Origin of the sequence: Ureibacillus thermophilus (assembly GCF_004331915.1) — a bacterium.
Taxonomy (GTDB): domain Bacteria; phylum Bacillota; class Bacilli; order Bacillales_A; family Planococcaceae; genus Ureibacillus; species Ureibacillus thermophilus.
The window spans coordinates 1187189-1204312 of record NZ_CP036528.1 but is presented as its reverse complement, the minus strand read 5'-3'; the positions used below and the strand labels follow the sequence as shown (position 1 = coordinate 1204312).

At 39.3% G+C, this 17124-nt stretch carries 17 protein-coding genes and 1 other annotated feature; of the genes, 5 read left to right on the top strand and 12 right to left on the bottom strand.

Going from position 1 to position 17124, the window contains the following annotated elements; all coding sequences use genetic code 11:
- Positions 1–367: 367 nt before the first annotated feature.
- Positions 368–578, top strand: a binding site (T-box leader).
- A 58-nt stretch (positions 579–636) separates the two neighbouring features.
- On the top strand, positions 637–1632 hold the full coding sequence (gene trpS / locus DKZ56_RS05895; RefSeq protein WP_208651815.1) for a tryptophan--tRNA ligase: 996 nt from the start codon (positions 637–639) through the stop codon (positions 1630–1632).
- On the opposite strand, the gene DKZ56_RS16030 is transcribed toward trpS, so the two are convergent.
- The 3 genes from DKZ56_RS16030 to DKZ56_RS05885 form a co-directional block, all read right to left on the bottom strand.
- The gene (locus tag DKZ56_RS16030; protein ID WP_465270757.1) at positions 1586–1792 is read right to left on the bottom strand and encodes a hypothetical protein; all 207 of its coding nucleotides are present in this window, start codon (positions 1790–1792) and stop codon (positions 1586–1588) included. The genes trpS and DKZ56_RS16030 overlap by 47 nt on opposite strands.
- A 102-nt stretch (positions 1793–1894) precedes the next feature.
- Positions 1895–3133: a beta-ketoacyl-ACP synthase II gene (gene fabF, locus DKZ56_RS05890; protein WP_208651814.1), complete on the bottom strand. Its 1239-nt coding sequence runs from the start codon at positions 3131–3133 to the stop codon at positions 1895–1897.
- 72 nt (positions 3134–3205) lie between these two features.
- A complete protein-coding gene (locus DKZ56_RS05885) occupies positions 3206–4144 on the bottom strand; it encodes a beta-ketoacyl-ACP synthase III (protein ID WP_208651813.1) in 939 nt (312 codons plus the stop codon).
- 189 nt (positions 4145–4333) lie between these two features.
- Here DKZ56_RS05885 and DKZ56_RS05880 point away from each other — a divergent pair, with 189 nt between their 5' ends.
- Complete coding sequence (locus DKZ56_RS05880; protein WP_208651812.1) at positions 4334–4531, top strand: DUF2929 family protein; 198 nt, start codon at positions 4334–4336, stop codon at positions 4529–4531.
- Positions 4532–4811: 280 nt separating this feature from the next.
- Here the strand turns inward: DKZ56_RS05880 and DKZ56_RS05875 are convergent, their stop codons facing one another.
- Positions 4812–6950, bottom strand: a complete 2139-nt coding sequence (locus tag DKZ56_RS05875; RefSeq protein WP_208651811.1) for an ATP-dependent Clp protease ATP-binding subunit — start codon at positions 6948–6950, stop codon at positions 4812–4814.
- Positions 6951–7138: 188 nt separating this feature from the next.
- On the opposite strand from DKZ56_RS05875, the gene DKZ56_RS05870 reads away from it, so the two are divergent.
- Positions 7139–7834: a Crp/Fnr family transcriptional regulator gene (locus DKZ56_RS05870; RefSeq protein WP_208651810.1), complete on the top strand. Its 696-nt coding sequence runs from the start codon at positions 7139–7141 to the stop codon at positions 7832–7834.
- 77 nt (positions 7835–7911) lie between these two features.
- On the opposite strand, the gene DKZ56_RS05865 is transcribed toward DKZ56_RS05870, so the two are convergent.
- The 7 genes from DKZ56_RS05865 to DKZ56_RS05835 form a co-directional block, all read right to left on the bottom strand.
- Positions 7912–8589, bottom strand: a complete 678-nt coding sequence (locus tag DKZ56_RS05865; RefSeq protein ID WP_208651809.1) for an ABC transporter ATP-binding protein — start codon at positions 8587–8589, stop codon at positions 7912–7914.
- The gene (locus tag DKZ56_RS05860) at positions 8586–9416 is read right to left on the bottom strand and encodes an ABC transporter permease (protein WP_245989605.1); all 831 of its coding nucleotides are present in this window, start codon (positions 9414–9416) and stop codon (positions 8586–8588) included. The genes DKZ56_RS05865 and DKZ56_RS05860 overlap by 4 nt, the downstream gene beginning before the upstream one ends.
- Entirely contained in the window at positions 9398–9853 is a 456-nt protein-coding gene (locus DKZ56_RS05855; RefSeq protein ID WP_208651808.1) for a nitrous oxide reductase accessory protein NosL, read from the bottom strand. The genes DKZ56_RS05860 and DKZ56_RS05855 overlap by 19 nt, the downstream gene beginning before the upstream one ends.
- Positions 9850–11133 (bottom strand): right-handed parallel beta-helix repeat-containing protein, encoded by a 1284-nt coding sequence (locus DKZ56_RS05850; RefSeq protein ID WP_208651807.1) that lies wholly within the window; start codon positions 11131–11133, stop codon positions 9850–9852. Before DKZ56_RS05850 ends, DKZ56_RS05855 begins: the two co-directional genes overlap by 4 nt.
- A 69-nt stretch (positions 11134–11202) precedes the next feature.
- The gene (locus DKZ56_RS05845; protein WP_208651806.1) at positions 11203–11853 is read right to left on the bottom strand and encodes a nitrous oxide reductase accessory protein NosL; all 651 of its coding nucleotides are present in this window, start codon (positions 11851–11853) and stop codon (positions 11203–11205) included.
- Positions 11854–12116: 263 nt separating this feature from the next.
- A complete protein-coding gene (locus DKZ56_RS05840; RefSeq protein ID WP_208652178.1) occupies positions 12117–12425 on the bottom strand; it encodes a metal-sulfur cluster assembly factor in 309 nt (102 codons plus the stop codon).
- Positions 12426–12509: 84 nt separating this feature from the next.
- Positions 12510–13268, bottom strand: coding sequence for a serine aminopeptidase domain-containing protein (locus DKZ56_RS05835; RefSeq protein WP_208651805.1), 759 nt, complete (start codon positions 13266–13268; stop codon positions 12510–12512).
- Between the two features lie 107 nt (positions 13269–13375).
- Between DKZ56_RS05835 and DKZ56_RS05830 the strand changes: the two genes are divergently transcribed.
- On the top strand, positions 13376–14185 hold the full coding sequence (locus DKZ56_RS05830) for a Cof-type HAD-IIB family hydrolase (RefSeq protein ID WP_208651804.1): 810 nt from the start codon (positions 13376–13378) through the stop codon (positions 14183–14185).
- A gap of 76 nt (positions 14186–14261) precedes the next feature.
- Positions 14262–15119 (top strand): DegV family protein, encoded by an 858-nt coding sequence (locus DKZ56_RS05825; protein ID WP_208651803.1) that lies wholly within the window; start codon positions 14262–14264, stop codon positions 15117–15119.
- 253 nt (positions 15120–15372) lie between these two features.
- Here the strand turns inward: DKZ56_RS05825 and DKZ56_RS05820 are convergent, their stop codons facing one another.
- A complete protein-coding gene (locus DKZ56_RS05820) occupies positions 15373–17103 on the bottom strand; it encodes an oligopeptide ABC transporter substrate-binding protein (RefSeq protein ID WP_208651802.1) in 1731 nt (576 codons plus the stop codon).
- Positions 17104–17124 lie beyond the last annotated feature (21 nt).

Genomic DNA, 17124 nt, shown 5'->3' with positions numbered 1-17124 from the left:
TATTTTAAACTTCGTATCAATTATACAATAATCTTTTCGTTTTGAATATAGGATATTTAAAAAAAATTAGTTTTATGGAGAGTTTTATAAAAAATTTGCTTTTTAATCGGAAAATCTTTAAAAAATTCTTTTATTGCTAAAGTTTGTATTCAGATACCTCCTTCATTTTGTTTTTTCATCATTCTCAATTACTGATAATAATCGAGAATATTCGCAATTTATTGACAAATCATTTGACTTTACATTGTTCTTACAACAGTAATACCCAATTCTTATAGGTCTCATTCCAAAATGAAAAAATTTTCCCGTTTGATTTTTCCTATAAATTACTTTATAATTCATTCATAATTTATCGCGATTATATATTGGAACAACCATGACGAAGAATAGTACATTTGCTGTCTGTGTTTAGAGAGTCTGTGGGTGGTGCAAACAGATCACAGGGCAAATGGAATGGACTTCCGAGTTGGCTTTGTGAAAGCAAGTAGCAAAGCTCGTACACTTCACGTTATGAAGAACCAAGAGGCCTTTTTAGGCAAACTGGGTGGTACCGCGGATTCACATCATTCGTCCCAATACATACATAGTATTGGCCGTATGATGTTTTTTTATGGATAAAAATAGGAGGTAGTATGAATGAAAACAATCTTTTCAGGAGTTCAACCAACAGGTGTCATCACATTAGGTAACTATATCGGCGCCTTCATGCAATTCCCTGCATTGCAAGATGAAGGAAACGCCATCTACTGCATCGTGGACCAACATGCTATTACCGTTCCACAAGAACCACAAGAATTGCGGCAAAACATTCGGACTCTTGCAGCCACATATCTTGCGACAGGCATTGATCCTAAAAAAGCAACATTATTTATTCAATCGGAAGTCCCTGCCCACACAAAAGCAGGCTGGATGCTTCAATGCATTGCATCCATTGGCGAACTAGAGCGCATGACGCAATTTAAAGACAAATCGGCAAAAGTGGGGAAAGAATTCGTTTCTGCCGGTCTTTTAACATATCCTCCATTAATGGCAGCAGATATTCTATTATATAATACAGACATTGTTCCAGTTGGAGAGGACCAAAAACAACACATCGAATTGACGCGCGACTTGGCAGAACGTTTCAATAAACGCTACGGGGAAGTATTGAAAGTTCCTGAAATTCAATTGCCAAAAGCAGGAGCGCGCATTAAATCATTGCAAGAACCAACGAAAAAAATGTCTAAGTCCGACCCAAATACTAAAGCAACAATCCGTTTGCTCGATACGCCAAAAGACATTATGAAAAAAATTAAATCAGCCGTTACAGATTCTGAAGGTGTTATTTACTTTGATGAAGAAAAGAAACCTGGCATCTCCAACTTATTAACAATTGAAGCGGCCATTACTAACAAATCTATTGATGAAGTGGTGAAAAAATACGAAGGGCTTGGCTACGGCGCCTTTAAAGAAGGTGTTGCGACTGCCTTAATCGAACACTTGACGCCAATTCAAGAACGCTTCAACGAACTCATTAACTCCGAAGAATTGGATAAAATTTTAGATGAAGGCGCTGAAAAAGCCAATGCCATTGCCAATGAAACTGTTAAGAAAATGGAAATCGCGATGGGAATAGGTCGAATATCAAAATAAATAACACAGCTAATGAAATTCCCATTAAATACAATTCCGGTGCGCTTAAAATAAAGGAAAAGACGGCGCGCCATGAATAGCCGAGCGTTCGGTAATTTAAATATAATAAAAGATTGCTTACAGAAATGACGCAAATGCCATAGCTGAATAAAAACAACATAAATCGGAAAATCATGCCACCATCCTTTAATTCCTTTGTTATTTATCAATGAAAATAAAAATGCGTTTAGCACTTAGCTAAACGCATTTTCATTTTGTTTATTTATTCATCAAGTTTTTTGAACACAAGGCTCGCATTATGTCCGCCAAAGCCCAATGAGTTGCTCATAGCATAGCGCACTTCAGCCTTGCGCGCTTCATTTGGCACATAATCAAGATCACATTCTGGATCTGGATTATGTAAGTTGATAGTTGGCGGCAAAATACCTTCTTGGATGGCTAAAACCGTAAAGATTGCTTCAACGCCTCCTGCCGCTCCAAGCAAGTGTCCGGTCATGGATTTTGTTGAACTCATGGCAAGTTTATACGCATGCTCTCCAAATACTGATTTCACCGCCATCGTTTCATATAAATCATTGTATGGCGTACTTGTACCATGGGCATTAATATAATCGATTTCTGTAGGGTCGATGCCGGCATCATGAATGGCTTGTTTGATGGCGCGGGCAGCACCTTCCCCATTTGGTGCAGGAGCTGTAATATGGTATGCATCACCTGTTGCTCCATAACCGATAATTTCAGCATAAATTTTTGCACCGCGGGCTTTAGCAAATTCATACTCTTCCAATACGAGAATCCCTGCTCCTTCCCCTATTACAAATCCATCGCGTTCTTTATCAAATGGACGAGAAGCGGTATTTGGATCTGGGTTCAGTGAAAGGGCCGTTGCCGAACAGAAACCGGCAAGAGCCATTTTGACAATCGGTGCTTCCGTTCCTCCCGTAATCATGACATCTGCATCGCCGCGCTGAATAACTTTAAAAGCGTCGCCGATGGAGTTTGTTCCAGAAGCGCAGGCAGTAACTGTACATGCATTCGGACCTTTTGCCCCTAAATAAATAGAGACTTGTCCGCTCGCCATATCCGGAATCATCATCGGTACAAAGAATGGGCTTACTCTGCGTGGACCGCGCGTTTGGAATGTCTCAAATTGTTGCTCATAAGTTTCCATTCCGCCGATACCAGAGCCAATCCATACACCAACACGGTCGGCAATTTCGTCGGTAATTTTTAAATCAGCATCTTTCACCGCCATCAATGCTGAAGCAAGGGCAAAATGAGTGAATCGGTCCATTCTTCTAGCATCTTTCCGTTCTATATACTGCTCAATATCAAAATCTTTTACTTCAGCCGCAACTTTTACAGGGAACAAGTCCGCATCTACTCTTGTCAACGGCCCAATGCCGGATTTCCCTTCTTTAATGGCTGCCCAAGTTTCATCTACTGTATTACCGAGCGGAGTTACTGCACCAATCCCGGTAACTACAACTCTCCTTTTCATATCTCTCTAGTTACCCCCTTACAAGTCACTATAATTATAAATTACTATAAATGAAATGGAGAAATCTATTATTTATTTTCCCCAACGAATGACAGCGCCGCCCCAAGTAAGTCCTCCGCCAAATCCGACTAACACAACAATGTCATCATCTTTGATTTTTCCTTCATCTAATTCATCTTTTAATGCAATGCCGATGGATGAAGAGGAAGTATTGCCATACTTGTGAATGCGTTTCGATAATTTGTCTTCCGAAAGTTCAAGTCTTTCTCTAGCCGCTTCCATAATGCGTATATTGGCTTGATGGGGCACTAAAAAATCCACATCTTCTTTGGACAGCCCTGCTTTTTCAAGGACAGACAATGCCGTTGCACCCATTTGCCGCACAGCAAATTTAAACACCTCACGTCCGTTCATATAAATAAAGTTCTCGTCATTCATGTTTAAGTATTTTCCGCCTGTTCCATCTGCGCCTAATTCAAAGGCCAAAATGCCTCGCCCTTCTGAAACTTTTCCAATTACCGCAGCACTTGCTCCATCTCCAAATAAAACAGCTGTATTGCGATCGTTCCAATCGGTGATTTTGGATAATTTTTCTACCCCTACAATTAGTACATAATCATAAGTGTTGCTTTCAACATATAATTTTGCCGTTGCCAAAGCATAAATGAATCCTGAACACGCCGCTGAAAGATCCATCGCTGCCGCATTGACAGCGCCTAGTCTTTCCTGGAGTTGGCATGCAACACTTGGAAAGGCGCGGTCCGGTGTGATCGTCGCTACTAAAATCAACCCGATTTCTTCCGGCTTAACTCCAGCATTTTCAAGGGCTTGTTTCGCAGCTTCATAAGCCATATCCGAAGAATGCTCATCTTCGCGGGCAATTCTTCTTTCTTGAATTCCAGTCCGAGTGCGAATCCATTCATCACTCGTATCTAAAATTTTTTCTAAATCCAAATTCGTGACAATTTTCTCCGGAACATATTTACCTAAACCGAGAATTCCAGCATTCATGGTCATTTAACCCCCAATTTTATACTTGCAATTAGTAGTTGGTCTTAATTATAGACCATAATTTTATTTTTCACAATATAAAATTTGGTTCACGAAAAGTTTATTGTTTATTGTTGACAGACTATGATATGATTATTAAGATGAACAAGGTATATACTAGTTATTAAAGAGCAATAGAGGTGAAACGAGATGCAATATATTATGTCATTCATTTGGGGAATTATGTTAATTTCCATGTTGAGCTACGTAGTTGGTTCCATTTTAGGAGTAACAACTTTCGATCTTACAACTGCTTTAGTAATCGCTGTAATCTTCATGATTCTCGTTTGGATTATCGCTGCACTTATCCCTAGCGAATCTCCAAAAGATCTTAAAGAAGAACATTAATCCTTATACATTGTAAAAAAGGGGTGTCTGAAAAGTCATTTCAAAACGCCCCCTTTGCGGCTTTATAGAGTTTTGCCGCAGTTAAATGGCGACAAGGAGGCGCGTTTTGTAACCTCCGCAGGGAAAGTTTTTAAGAGAATATTACCATAAGAAGTAGGGCTGTTTCCGAAAGTGTTCGACTTTCTGAACAGCCCTTTTTTTATTTCTTTATGAACTTTAATCGTTAAAATTGCCAAAATATTAGCACATCATCCAAAAAAACGGCTGATCCGAAATCAACTCAAGCTGAAGCTTTACCAACGACCAATTTTCCATCTTTTAATGAAACTCTCATTGTTTTGCCTGGAAGGATTTCCCCTTTCAAAAGTTCCTTGGCCACTGCCGTTTCCACATGGCGTTGCACAAACCGTTTCAACGGTCTAGCCCCAAATTGCGGATCGACGCCGTTTTCCACAATCCAATCCACCACTTCATCATCCACAATGAGGGTGATTTCATTTTCCGCCACCCTCTCTTGCAATTGTTTAATATATTTCCAAGCAATCGCATTGAAATGTTCATCCGTCAACGCATGGAATAAAATAATATCATCAATGCGGTTTAACAATTCCGGCTTAAAGTGTTTGCGAAGTTCAACCATGACAACATTTTCTACTTCTTCATCAAAGTGGGAACCAGCTTCTAATAAATATTGCGAACCAATATTTGAAGTCATAATGATGACCGTATTTGTAAAGTTCACAAGCCGTCCTTGGCTGTCGGTAATCCGTCCATCATCTAAAATTTGAAGTAAAATGTTTGCCACATCCGGATGAGCTTTTTCAATTTCATCCAACAAGACAACAGCATATGGATTGCGGCGAACCGCTTCCGTTAACTGACCGCCTTCTTCATAGCCAATATATCCCGGAGGAGCTCCGACAAGTCTTGATACGCTATGTTTTTCCATATATTCGCTCATATCAATTCGGATAAAGTGATCTTCTGAATCAAATAGCTGCGCTGCCAACGCTTTGGCCAGCTCAGTTTTCCCTACGCCTGTCGGACCTAAGAAAATGAATGAACCAATTGGGCGATTTGGGTCTTTCATGCCGGTACGGGCGCGCCATACCGCTTCTGTTACAAGTTTGACCGCTTCATCTTGGCCAACAACTCTTTCATGAAGCGTATCTTTTAAACGCAATAATTTTTCCCGTTCGCCTTCCATTAATTTTGTCACAGGAATTCCTGTCCAACGAGAAACGATAGCTGCAATTTCATCCGCCGTCACTTCTTCTCTCAAAATGCGGTTTTCAGAAGCAGTTGACAACGTTTCTTCCAATTGTTTAATTTCTTTTTCTATGGCTGGAATTTTACCGTGGCGAAGTTCAGCTGCTTTATTCAAATCATACTTGCTTTCTGCATCTTCCAACTCACGGCGGTATTCATCGAGCAATTCCCGTTTTCTTTGCAATTGCTCTAAGCCTTCTTTTTCAAAAGTCCATTTCTTTTGGAGCTCTTTTTGCTCTTCTTTTAACGCTTGCAATTCTTCCCTCAAAGCTTCCAACCGTTTTTTGCTCGCTTCATCCGTTTCTTTCACTAAAGCTTGTTCTTCAATTTCCAGCTGCATAACCCGGCGCGTCACATCGTCCAATTCTTGTGGCATGGAATCAATTTCCGTACGAATCATGGCACAAGCTTCATCAATTAAATCAATGGCTTTATCCGGCAAAAAGCGGTCTGTAATATAGCGATTGGACAGCTGAGCAGCTGCAATGATCGCACGGTCGTGGATTCTGACTCCATGATGCAATTCAAAACGCTCTTTCAATCCACGCAAAATGGAAATCGTATCTTCCACAGAAGGTTCTCTCACCATGACTTGTTGAAATCTTCGTTCTAAAGCTGGATCTTTTTCAATATATTTTCGATATTCATCCAGCGTTGTTGCTCCAATGCAGTGCAATTCTCCTCGAGCAAGCATCGGTTTTAAAATATTCCCTGCATCCATTGAACCTTCTGCCCGTCCAGCTCCAACAATTGTATGAATTTCATCGATGAATAAAATCATGCGCCCTTCGGATTCACGAATTTCTTTTAATACGCTTTTCAACCGTTCCTCAAATTGTCCTCGGAAGCTGGCCCCTGCAATTAAAGAACTCATATCCAATTCCCAAATTATGCAGTCTTTCAGTCCTTCCGGCACATCTTTCCGGACAATTCGCTGCGCAAGCCCTTCCACAATGGCAGTTTTTCCGACGCCAGGCTCTCCAATCAACACTGGATTGTTTTTTGTTTTTCGGGATAAAATACGGATCACATTTCGAATTTCTTCATCGCGTCCAATGACAGGATCAATTTTTCCTTTTTTCACTTCTTCATTTAAGTTGCGACCGTATTTTTCTAAAGCACTGCGATTATCTTCCTGTTGCAACTGCATACAACCACCTCTTTGAAACAGTTTGACCTTTTTTGACTAAATTGATTATAATTTTAATAACCAATAATTGCAAATAATTGCTCTCAAAATTTTCAATATTTGCATGAGTGAAATGTGGTAATATATATATAGGTTTTATGTTCGTTTTCATGGAACCTATACATCAGTTATAAGGATGTGATGTTTAAATGGTCTTAATCGAAAAGGTTCCGATGAATTTCCAGACTTTATTTGAAAAACATGGCTTGCAAGTGAAAGTCGAAAAAGGCAATCATATTTTCCAGGAAGGCGAAAATGCCAATGAGCTCTACCTTATTTTAAAAGGCTCTGTACAAATCAATAAAGAGACGGAAAACGGAAAAGAATTAACCCTAAGAATTTGCGGTCCGAACTCATTGATTGGAGAATGCGCGGTTTTTGGGTCTCCAGTCATTCATACCATGTCTGCCAAAGCTCTTATCAATACCGAGCTGTTATCTATAAAAAAAGATAATTTAGAAATGTTATTAACGGAGCAGCCAACATTGATGATTGAATATATTCGATGGCTTCAAACAGAACATATGAAAACCCAAAGCATTTTGCGGGATATAGTGCTGCATGGCAAAAAAGGCGCCCTTTATTCCACGTTAATTCGGCTTGCCAATACGTATGGAAAATTGGATGACAATAACGATATTCATATCAATATTAATTTAACGAATACGGATCTTGCCAACCTATGTTCCACAAGCCGTGAAATGGTCAATCGGATGCTCAATGACCTGAAAAAACAAGGGATTATATCCTTTGAAAAAAGCATCATTACCATCCATGATTTAGATTATTTGAAAAAGGAAATTTGCTGCGAAGACTGTCCGCTAACGATTTGCCGCATCGATTAATCTGAAAATTCAAAAAGAGCGATTGGATGAAGAAATTCCAATTCGCTCTTTTTAGTATGTTTTTTGATGGCGATAACTCACAGTTCAATTTTCTGCAGCCAAAGTTCTTCTAAATGATGGCAGCGGCTTTCCACCAATAATTGTTCCACCTCTCCTGCTGCAATGATTCTTCCTTCATGTAAAATCAGCACGTCATCGGCCAATTGTTCCGCAAAAGCGAGCATATGGGTCGAAAACAACACCGTCGCTCCCCGATTCCTTTCTTCCATCATGATTTCTTTTAGTCGGGAAATCCAATAAGGATCCAGTCCATTTGTCGGCTCATCCATGATAATTAAACCGTTTCCCCCAATCAGGCTTTGGGCTAAATTTAATCGCTGCCGCATTCCCTTTGAAAAGGAAGACACTTTCTGCTTTTTTACTTCATACAGTCCGACTTGCTTTAATATTTCATCTTGCAAAGACCGGTCTACTTTTTTTAATGAAGCAAGCAATCCTAACACTTCTTCTGCGGTCAATGTAGAAGGAAAATCCACATCATCGGGCATATATCGGACAAGTCCATCCTGATGCCAAATAAACTCCCCGCTTGTTGGCTTTTCTTGCTTTGTCAACAAACGGATAAGCGTGCTTTTCCCTGCCCCGTTGCCGCCTGCCAGAGCAACAATGCGCCCTTTTCTAATCGTAAAATCCGCTTCATGAAGTCCCCGATTATTTTTATAAATCTTCTTTATATTTCTTGCTTCTACAATCATTCTTGAACACCTAATTTCTTTAATTTGATTGCGGCAAAGATTAACGGAACAATTATCCATAGCAAAGACAATGCAGTGAACACCGCGATGCCAGCAATAGATTCATAAAAAGAAATTAAATCATAATAGGTTGGTCCAAGCACAGTAGTTTGGCCAGAAAGCAGGAAATAACCAAAACGAAGCCAATCAACAGGGTTTATATGCAGCATCATAATCGTCAATTTTTGCAGCACATGGCCGGGAACAACCGTGCCAATCGCCATTATTAAATACGAAAGAAGCAACAACAGCAATGCCCATACAACAAGGGAAATCGCTAAACTATGTAATCGATTTTTGGCTAAACTTCCAAGCATGATGGCTATTGCTGAAAAAATCAATATTAAACAGAAAGCAATCACCAAAAATTCATAGGGCACTTTGACGCTGCCAAATAATCCTCCCAATGCAAAAACGACCCCAAGCGCTAAAAGCACGATAAAAATAAACGAACAAACAAGGGCAAAAAACTTCCCAAACACATATTGCCAAATTTTCATCGGATAAGTTCTTAACAAAGAAAACCATCCGGATTCTACATCGCCGGCCACGCTCATTCCACCAATGGTCAAGGTAAAGAGCGGCAATAAAAATAAGAGCAAATTCAAAAAAGAAGCCGTTTGCCTTGTAAAACCTTCAATATCCGGCAAAGCTAATTGCTGTATCATGACGATGGAAACAAAAACAAAGATGAATAGAATAGCCACAAGCTGCATCCATCTGCTGCGGAGCATTTGTTTCCATTCTAGTATAATCAGTTTCCCAAGCATCAGTGATGAATTCCCCATTGAAAATCATCTAGTTGTTCATAGGATAATACTTCGCCTTCCCCATGTTCTTTCATATATTGTTCCGCAGCATCTTTTGAAGGGAAAGCAAGCACTCCATAGTTCATTGGCGTCCAGTAATCTTTTGAATACACATACGTCGCCTCTTCAACTGATAGCCATTCTTCTCCATCTGCACTTTTAATAAAAGCGGCACCCACATCCGATTCATCGACATCCTTCAAAAACTCCACTAAACATCCTAAATCATCGAACACTTCATAATCGCCGTTTTTATAAATAAGCTGTCCGGCATAATCTTCAAAGGCAATCCCCATATTGCATACTTTACAAATATCCGTCTCTTTATTCATTTCTTTCGGTTCATAAGCTTGTTCGGTGCAACCAACGAGTAAAAAACACATGAATATAGTGAACGCAATTATTTTCCATTTCATACAATGACACTCCTTCTCCAAATCATGATGCAGCCAATCATTAATATCCAACCAACGACGAGCTGCGGCCAATGCAATTGAAAATGAACTGCATGGTCTTTTTCAAAGTTGGTTGCCGGCGTTTCATCGACCAGTAATTGCTTAGCCGTTTTATTCGTTTGTTGGTCGATTTGATTTAATAAGACGACGCTTGGTGATTCCACATAATATTGATAAACCGGCTTTCTAACCATCCACTGGCCAAAGCTTTGCAATGCTGCATAGGATTCGTCTCCAATGCCGTCATCGTTAAGATCAATTCCTGAATAATCATCAAAATAATTTTCCTTTAACTGAATGCCCTTCACATCGGAACGGACATTCACTAAATTTCCAACAAAGACGTTTTTCATTACTAGATTCGTATCTGACTGAACCGCTTCAATCGCCGTTTGATTCATTTGAAACCGATTGTTGGTAATATTCGCTCCTGTAGACTTTTGAATAGAGATTGCAACCCGATTTCCTGAAACGGCATGGTTTTGAATATGAATATTTTTTACTTCATATAAAGTAATGCCCGTCCCATTAAATCCATTTTGGTAAGAAATTGCGTTGTTGGAAAAGTCCACATTTTCCGTCATCATGACCATAAAGCCCGTTACATTTTTTCGGAATTGGTTTCCATAGGCTTCCGCATCTTTGCTGTACATAAAATGGGTTCCATATCGGCTGTTTTCTACCTCATTTCCAACAACTGTAATCCTTTGAACATTTTCAATGTAAATACCATCTTGCACTTTATCAATTTTATTGTTTTTAACGAAAATGTCAGAACTGTTAAAGACGGCAATGCCGTTTCCTTTATTGGCAAAATGCCGATCATTTCCGGTTACCGAAATCTCTTCAATGCTGATATGTTGGGATTGATAGATTTCCACACCGCTCTCAACGGAACTCATTGAAAGATTGGAAAGCTGAACATGATGAGAATCTTTAATCATCATTCCTGTTCCCGGTGCATTTATTTGTACATTTTGAAGGTAGACATGTTTAGCTTCCGCAATCGTGAGAACAGGTTCTTTTGGATTTTTAGGTTTTAAGACCACTTTTCCATCTCCTATAATGGTTGCTTCCTTGCTGATAGTAAAATTTCCTTCATATATACCAGCCGGAATATAAATTGTCGCTCCCTCTTCCTGATGCTCAAGGATGGATTGCAAATCGGCCTTTGCCTCCGCTTCATGTACATATGCCAAACAGAAAAGAAGAAAAGACAGGCAGCTAATCATAGTACGCATTTTGATCATCTACTTTCAAATGGGATTGGGCCGTCTAAAATCGCTTTAGACGGCCTAACCTTGTATATTTTATGAATGGCTGTGTCCTTCATGGGACATACTATCCATATTTCCATTTTGTTGTTGCTGCTGCTGTTCTGCCTGTTTTTTCAACTTCGCTTCACGTCTTTCTTTTGCTTCCTGTTTCACAACATCTAGTTCCACAATTTTGTAGCTGCTATTTTCAGCAATAAATTTTTCTGCATCTTCTTTGTTTTTAAAGAATACATAGCCCCAGTTCATAGGTGATTTTAAATCGGTTTTAACGATTGTTGCATCATCTACAAGCACCCATTCCAATGTATTATAATCACGCACATATTTTTGATTTTTTTCATTGTGGGCAAGTTCAGCATTCAATAAACAGCCAATATCATCATAGAAAGCGATGGAACCATCTTCTTTAATGGCTTGGCCAGTAAATTTTCCTAATTCATCAGTCGCTTCATAAACTTTCATATTGCACATTTCGCAAACTGTATGTTCGGTTGGCTCTTGTAATCGTGGATCAGGTTTGGATACTTCTGCTGTTGTTGTGTCTTTTTTATTTTGTTGTTCAGTGCTTGTTTCTTCTTGAGTTGTATTTTTTGATTCTTCATTATTGGAAGATTGGTCCGATTGTCCACAAGCAGCTAATGTGAACATGGCTAGCAGCATGACGAGTGTCAAAAATTTCTTCATTCATTTTTCTCCTTCCGTAGTTTTACTAGTATCAGCTCTACGGTTTCTACTATACAAAGAAGTTGTGAAAAAAGATGAAAGAGAATGTTAAAAATATGAAAAATTCTAATGGCCATTTTGTAACAGCACAAAAAAAGCGAATCGGCAAAACTCTTTTGTTTTACCAATTCGCTCCATTAAAATGAGGGAGTATCGGAAATGCCTAATTTGGACTAATTATTTTATCCCAATTATATGAGTCCATCCATATTTTAATCATTACATTAGCGAATTCCTAATGCCATTTTTGCATAACGGGACATCATATCTTTATTCCAAGGTGGATTCCATACAATATTGACATCCACATCTTTGATTTCTGGCAATTCACTTAGCACTGTTTTAATTTGATCCACGATAACCGGACCAAGTGGACAACCAAGGGAAGTCAAGGTCATTGTAATTTTGCAAACCCCTTCTTCATCCATGTCCACATCATAAACTAAACCTAAATTCACTATATCTATCCCCAATTCAGGGTCAATCACGTTTTCTAAAGCACCAAGAATATTTTCCTTCAAATCAGCATCCATTGCCATCATTCATCGCTCCTTCCATTTCGAAAACGATAACTATTCTCAACCATGATACTACACAATAAATAAAATTACAAAAATTTAGTCTTTTAAATGCCTTGCAAGGAAATCCGTCACCGCAAGCATACCAGCCCGATTCACCTTATGCCCTTGTGTTTCATCGATCATAAATTGCAAACGTTCCGGATGTACATAGTATGGACGTGTTGTTTCGTAAAAATGTAATGCATTGTCCATTGGAACGGTTGTATCTTTTTTTCCATGCCAAAAAATTACAGGTCGATTGTTTAATCGTTCTGGCGTTTTTGTTATATCATATTCAAAAAGAACATTATGTATTTGTTCGATTTGCTCATCGGATAAAGGAAGTGGAATACCCGCTTGTTCAAATTGTTGAATTTGATACTCCGCGAAGGCACTGTATCCAGGCGCCCCCATGCAAACGCCAGCCGCATCAATCCAATCATATTTCTTCAAACAGCCGCAAGTAGTAATTCCGCCCATGCTTGTTCCGGCAACACCTATTTTCTCTGGCTGAAAACGCAGCTGGATTTCATCGTATAACTTGCCAAGCTCATGTATAGAATTCACAACAATATCCCAAAATTTCAAATTCAATTTCTCTTCGGAACAATGATCGGCTCGATCGCCGTGAAGCTTTGCATCCGGCAAAATGACACGAACGCCTTTTTTCGCTAATTGATAGGCATAATGCAAATTGTGCTCCTTTGCACTGGAAAATCCGTGTAAAAATATAAGTACAGGTGAACGCTCATTCATTTCTTCCGTATAAACATGAATTAAGGGAATATCTTGCCAACGTTCATCATCTACTATCATTAACCTCACTCCTTCAAACCTATCTTTAGTAATGTTACCAAAAATGATAAATTTTGACGAATTCAAAAGGCCGCGATAAAATCGTAAAAACAGAAAGGGGACTTTCGATGAAACAACATTTAATTGTATTGGACTTGGATGGTACTTTACTGACAGATAATCAGACCATCTCTCCAAAAACAAAACAAACATTGATGAAAGCGAAAGAAGCCGGTCATCATGTGATGATTGCCACTGGAAGACCATTCCGGGCAAGCAATCTTTATTATCAGGAATTAGATTTAACGACTCCGATTGTAAACTTCAACGGAGCTTATATACATCACCCGAAAAATCCTTCTTGGCAAGTCATTCACACCCCCATTGATATGAAAGTGGTGCACAATGTTATTGACTCTGTTGATAAATATCAATACAAAAACTTAATTGCAGAAGTGATTGATGATGTGTATATTCATGTGGAAGACCAACGAATGATGGATATATTTAAAATGGGAAACCCAAAAGTAACTATCGGGAATTTGCGTGGAAACTTAAATGAAAATCCGACGAGCTTATTGATTCATGCCGCTGAAACGAACGTGCCCTTGATTCGTCAGCATTTGCAGGAAGTACATGCGGAACTCATTGAACATCGGCGCTGGGGTGCACCTTTCAACATTATTGAAGTGGTGAGAAAAGGATTGAACAAAGCTATCGGCGTTTCACTAATTGCGAAATACTTGGGAATTCCAAGGGAGCGCATCATCGCCTTTGGAGATGAAGACAACGATTTAGAAATGATTGATTATGCAGGCATTGGGGTCGCGATGGGCAATGGCATCCAAGAATTAAAAAGCATCGCCAATGAAGTAACCGGAACAAATAATGAAGACGGCATTGCCAATTTCTTAATAGAACGATTAAAATTAACATAATGAGGATTTGATTCCATCATCAAGACACACCCTTCTTACCAAATTTTGTGAAGGGTAAGATGGAAAGGAGAGCAAAATGATACTATTTACAGATAGCGGTAGCGATTTGCCAAAAAAATTTTTTGATGAGCATGATGTGGTTTTATTCCCTTTAAGAGTCCATCTAAATAATCAGGAATATCCAGACATCATTGGCGTCGATTTAAAAGAATTTTATGATGAAATGAGAAAAGGAGCAGCACCTAAAACATCCCAAGTATCGCCAGAAGATTTTTACAATACATTTGAAAAATACGCAAAAGAAGGCGAAGAAGGGATTTATATCAGCTTTTCTTCCCAACTTTCAGGCACTTATAACACAGCGGTCATGATTGCCGAGCAGCTGCGGGAAAAATATCCTGATTTTAAATTAAACATTATTGATACAAAATGCGCATCCCTTGGACAAGGGCTAGTGGTAAAAAAAGCTGTGGAATTAAGAGATGCTGGCGTGCCTTTTGATGAACTTGCAGAAAAAGTGGAAAACTATGCAAACCATATGCAGCATATTTTCACTGTTGAAAATCTTGATTATTTAGCAAGAGGCGGACGAATTTCCAAATCCAGCGCATTTTTCGGCGGACTGATGAGCATTAAACCAATTTTGCACGTGGAAGATGGAAAACTCATTCCTCTTGAAAAAGTAAGAGGAAGAAAGAAAGCTCTTGCCCGAATGGTCGAAATGATGGCTGAACGAGGCGGAGATTTTTCAAATAAAATTGTCGGCATCTCCCATGGGGATGACTTAGAAACGGTAGAAGAATTGAAAAAGTTAATTGAAGCTAAACTTCATCCAAAAGGTTTTGATGTAACGATGGTAGGCGCCGTTATAGGCTCCCATTCCGGCCCAGGCACATTAGCCATTTTCTTTACGGATCAAGATTATAAAGAATAAAAATTTAAAAGGGGCTGGGACATAAACAAAAAATTAAAGGGCCAGTTGAAAAAGTTTTGATAACATATCAAAAAAACATCATTTTCTCCAAAGAGAAAATGATGTTTTTTTAGATTTGTCCCAACCTCTTTAAAATTTTTTAATTTACAGGAAATCAACACTTTTTTCTCGGTATTTATGTCAATATTGACATTTTTTGTGAACATATTACCTAGTTTTGTGACAATATCGACAGTTTTTATGAACATATCACCTATTTTTCCAACAACTCAATTTCATGCAATTCGACCGGATTTTCATAATCGATGCTGTAATATTTCACCCGTTTATTTACCGGAACGATTTCATAGCTGAATTGAAGAGGAATCACCGGCGCTTTTTCCGCCATGTATTGCTGCCAAATGCGGAACTGCTCCGCTCGGTAGGATTGGTCAAAGGCTTCCGGAGAATCAATTTTTTGAATCGTTTCCTCTAAAAACTTCGAAGTATAACGGCTAAAGTTAAAGGCATCCGATTTTCCATACAGCCCTGAAGGCGAAGGGTTTGTTCCTGTTCCCCATGCAGCCATAAAAACATGAATATCCGGATCATCTGCCTCCACCTTGTCATAAAAAGCATTAACTTCAATCGGTCTTCCGTTCGTCAGCGTGACATTTAACCCCACATCGCGCCAGTTTTGCAAATAATAGGCGGCAATTTCATCTTGTATCGTATCGCCAGCCATTGTAGCAAATTTAATTTCCAGTTTATTTCCCTTTGGATCTTCCCTAAATCCATCTCCATCAATGTCAATATAGCCGGCCTTATCTAAAATTTTCTTTGCTTTTTCCGGATCATAAGTATATCCTTTAACACTTGCATCGTGATAAGTTTTAAAGGCTGGTGGAATTAAAGAATTGGCTCTTTGCCGGAAATTGAAAAAGAGCACTTCGCATACCGCTTCCACATCTAATGCGTACCCCATCGCCTGCCTTAAAGCTTGGTCTCCCACTGGCGTCGAATTTAAATCCGTCACTACTTCCCGAGTTTTCGGATCCCATTTTCCCAGCTTGAATCCTAAATAAGAGTAATATAATTCAGGACGTCCTAAAATATCAATATTGTCATACTTTTGGATTTCCGGCCATTTCGTTGCACTGAATCCTGTAACGATATCATACTTTCCTGAGCCAATGGCAACAGACACAGAGCTGGATGGAACGACTTCCACAAATACGCCGTCCAACTTCGGTTCGCCTTTCCAATAGTATGGATTTTTCACAAACTGCACCGATTCGCCGGGAACAATTTTATGGAATTTAAAAGGCCCCAATGTCACAGGATTTTTTCGCACGGCGTCAGATTCTATCAACTTCTTAACAGGAATGCCTTTCAGCTGATGACTTGGCGCCGCATAAGTCCATAATCCATCACCGCCGGAAAATATCGCAGGCGACAACTTTTTGAATCGGATTTCCAAAGTGTGGTCATCGATTTTTCGGATGCCGGAGATGGTATCGGCTTTTCCTTCATGATATTCTTCCACCCCGATGATATTTCTAAATTCCGTATCGTAGCGGACGCCCGTATAATCCGGATGGGCAATGATTTCATAAGGCAAAATTAAATCTTCTATTTTCAGCGGCTCTCCATCGGACCATCGCACACCTTTCCGGATGGTAATGGTCACCTTATTCTCCTTTTGGTCCACATCCATTGATGCAATGCCTTCATCATTAATTAAAAAATCCCCATCCATTTCAAAAATGGAATTAGAAGCATAACTCATAATTGCCGCGTCGTATCGGTTTTCATAAAGTTCCGCCAAAAACACCCCCTGGAAAGGCTCGTCTTTTACAATTCCTACTTTTAAAATGCCTCCTTTGATGGGTGTTCCTTCGTTTGTGACAGATGTTGGCAGCATCACATTTTTGGAATAAACATTTGAACCAGTCAGTGCTGTCATCAATACGATTGCAAAGCAAAGTAAAAGTATTCGTCTCATGATGTCCTCCCTTGATGCTGT

What these genes read in the sequence shown, in the direction of transcription:
- DKZ56_RS16030 (WP_465270757.1), bottom strand. Translation starts at nt 1,792, where the DNA reads ATGTTGTTTTTATTCAGCTATGGCATTTGCGTCATTTCTGTAAGCAAT.
- DKZ56_RS05845 (WP_208651806.1), bottom strand. Translation starts at nt 11,853, where the DNA reads ATGAAGAAATTTTTGACACTCGTCATGCTGCTAGCCATGTTCACATTA.
- DKZ56_RS05885 (WP_208651813.1), bottom strand. Translation starts at nt 4,144, where the DNA reads ATGAATGCTGGAATTCTCGGTTTAGGTAAATATGTTCCGGAGAAAATT.
- DKZ56_RS05865 (WP_208651809.1), bottom strand. Translation starts at nt 8,589, where the DNA reads ATGATTGTAGAAGCAAGAAATATAAAGAAGATTTATAAAAATAATCGG.
- DKZ56_RS05850 (WP_208651807.1), bottom strand. Translation starts at nt 11,133, where the DNA reads ATGCGTACTATGATTAGCTGCCTGTCTTTTCTTCTTTTCTGTTTGGCA.
- DKZ56_RS05830 (WP_208651804.1), top strand. Translation starts at nt 13,376, where the DNA reads ATGAAACAACATTTAATTGTATTGGACTTGGATGGTACTTTACTGACA.
- DKZ56_RS05880 (WP_208651812.1), top strand. Translation starts at nt 4,334, where the DNA reads ATGCAATATATTATGTCATTCATTTGGGGAATTATGTTAATTTCCATG.
- DKZ56_RS05825 (WP_208651803.1), top strand. Translation starts at nt 14,262, where the DNA reads ATGATACTATTTACAGATAGCGGTAGCGATTTGCCAAAAAAATTTTTT.
- trpS (WP_208651815.1), top strand. Translation starts at nt 637, where the DNA reads ATGAAAACAATCTTTTCAGGAGTTCAACCAACAGGTGTCATCACATTA.
- fabF (WP_208651814.1), bottom strand. Translation starts at nt 3,133, where the DNA reads ATGAAAAGGAGAGTTGTAGTTACCGGGATTGGTGCAGTAACTCCGCTC.
- DKZ56_RS05860 (WP_245989605.1), bottom strand. Translation starts at nt 9,416, where the DNA reads ATGGGGAATTCATCACTGATGCTTGGGAAACTGATTATACTAGAATGG.
- DKZ56_RS05835 (WP_208651805.1), bottom strand. Translation starts at nt 13,268, where the DNA reads ATGATAGTAGATGATGAACGTTGGCAAGATATTCCCTTAATTCATGTT.
- DKZ56_RS05855 (WP_208651808.1), bottom strand. Translation starts at nt 9,853, where the DNA reads ATGAAATGGAAAATAATTGCGTTCACTATATTCATGTGTTTTTTACTC.
- DKZ56_RS05875 (WP_208651811.1), bottom strand. Translation starts at nt 6,950, where the DNA reads ATGCAGTTGCAACAGGAAGATAATCGCAGTGCTTTAGAAAAATACGGT.
- DKZ56_RS05840 (WP_208652178.1), bottom strand. Translation starts at nt 12,425, where the DNA reads ATGGATGCTGATTTGAAGGAAAATATTCTTGGTGCTTTAGAAAACGTG.
- DKZ56_RS05820 (WP_208651802.1), bottom strand. Translation starts at nt 17,103, where the DNA reads ATGAGACGAATACTTTTACTTTGCTTTGCAATCGTATTGATGACAGCA.
- DKZ56_RS05870 (WP_208651810.1), top strand. Translation starts at nt 7,139, where the DNA reads ATGGTCTTAATCGAAAAGGTTCCGATGAATTTCCAGACTTTATTTGAA.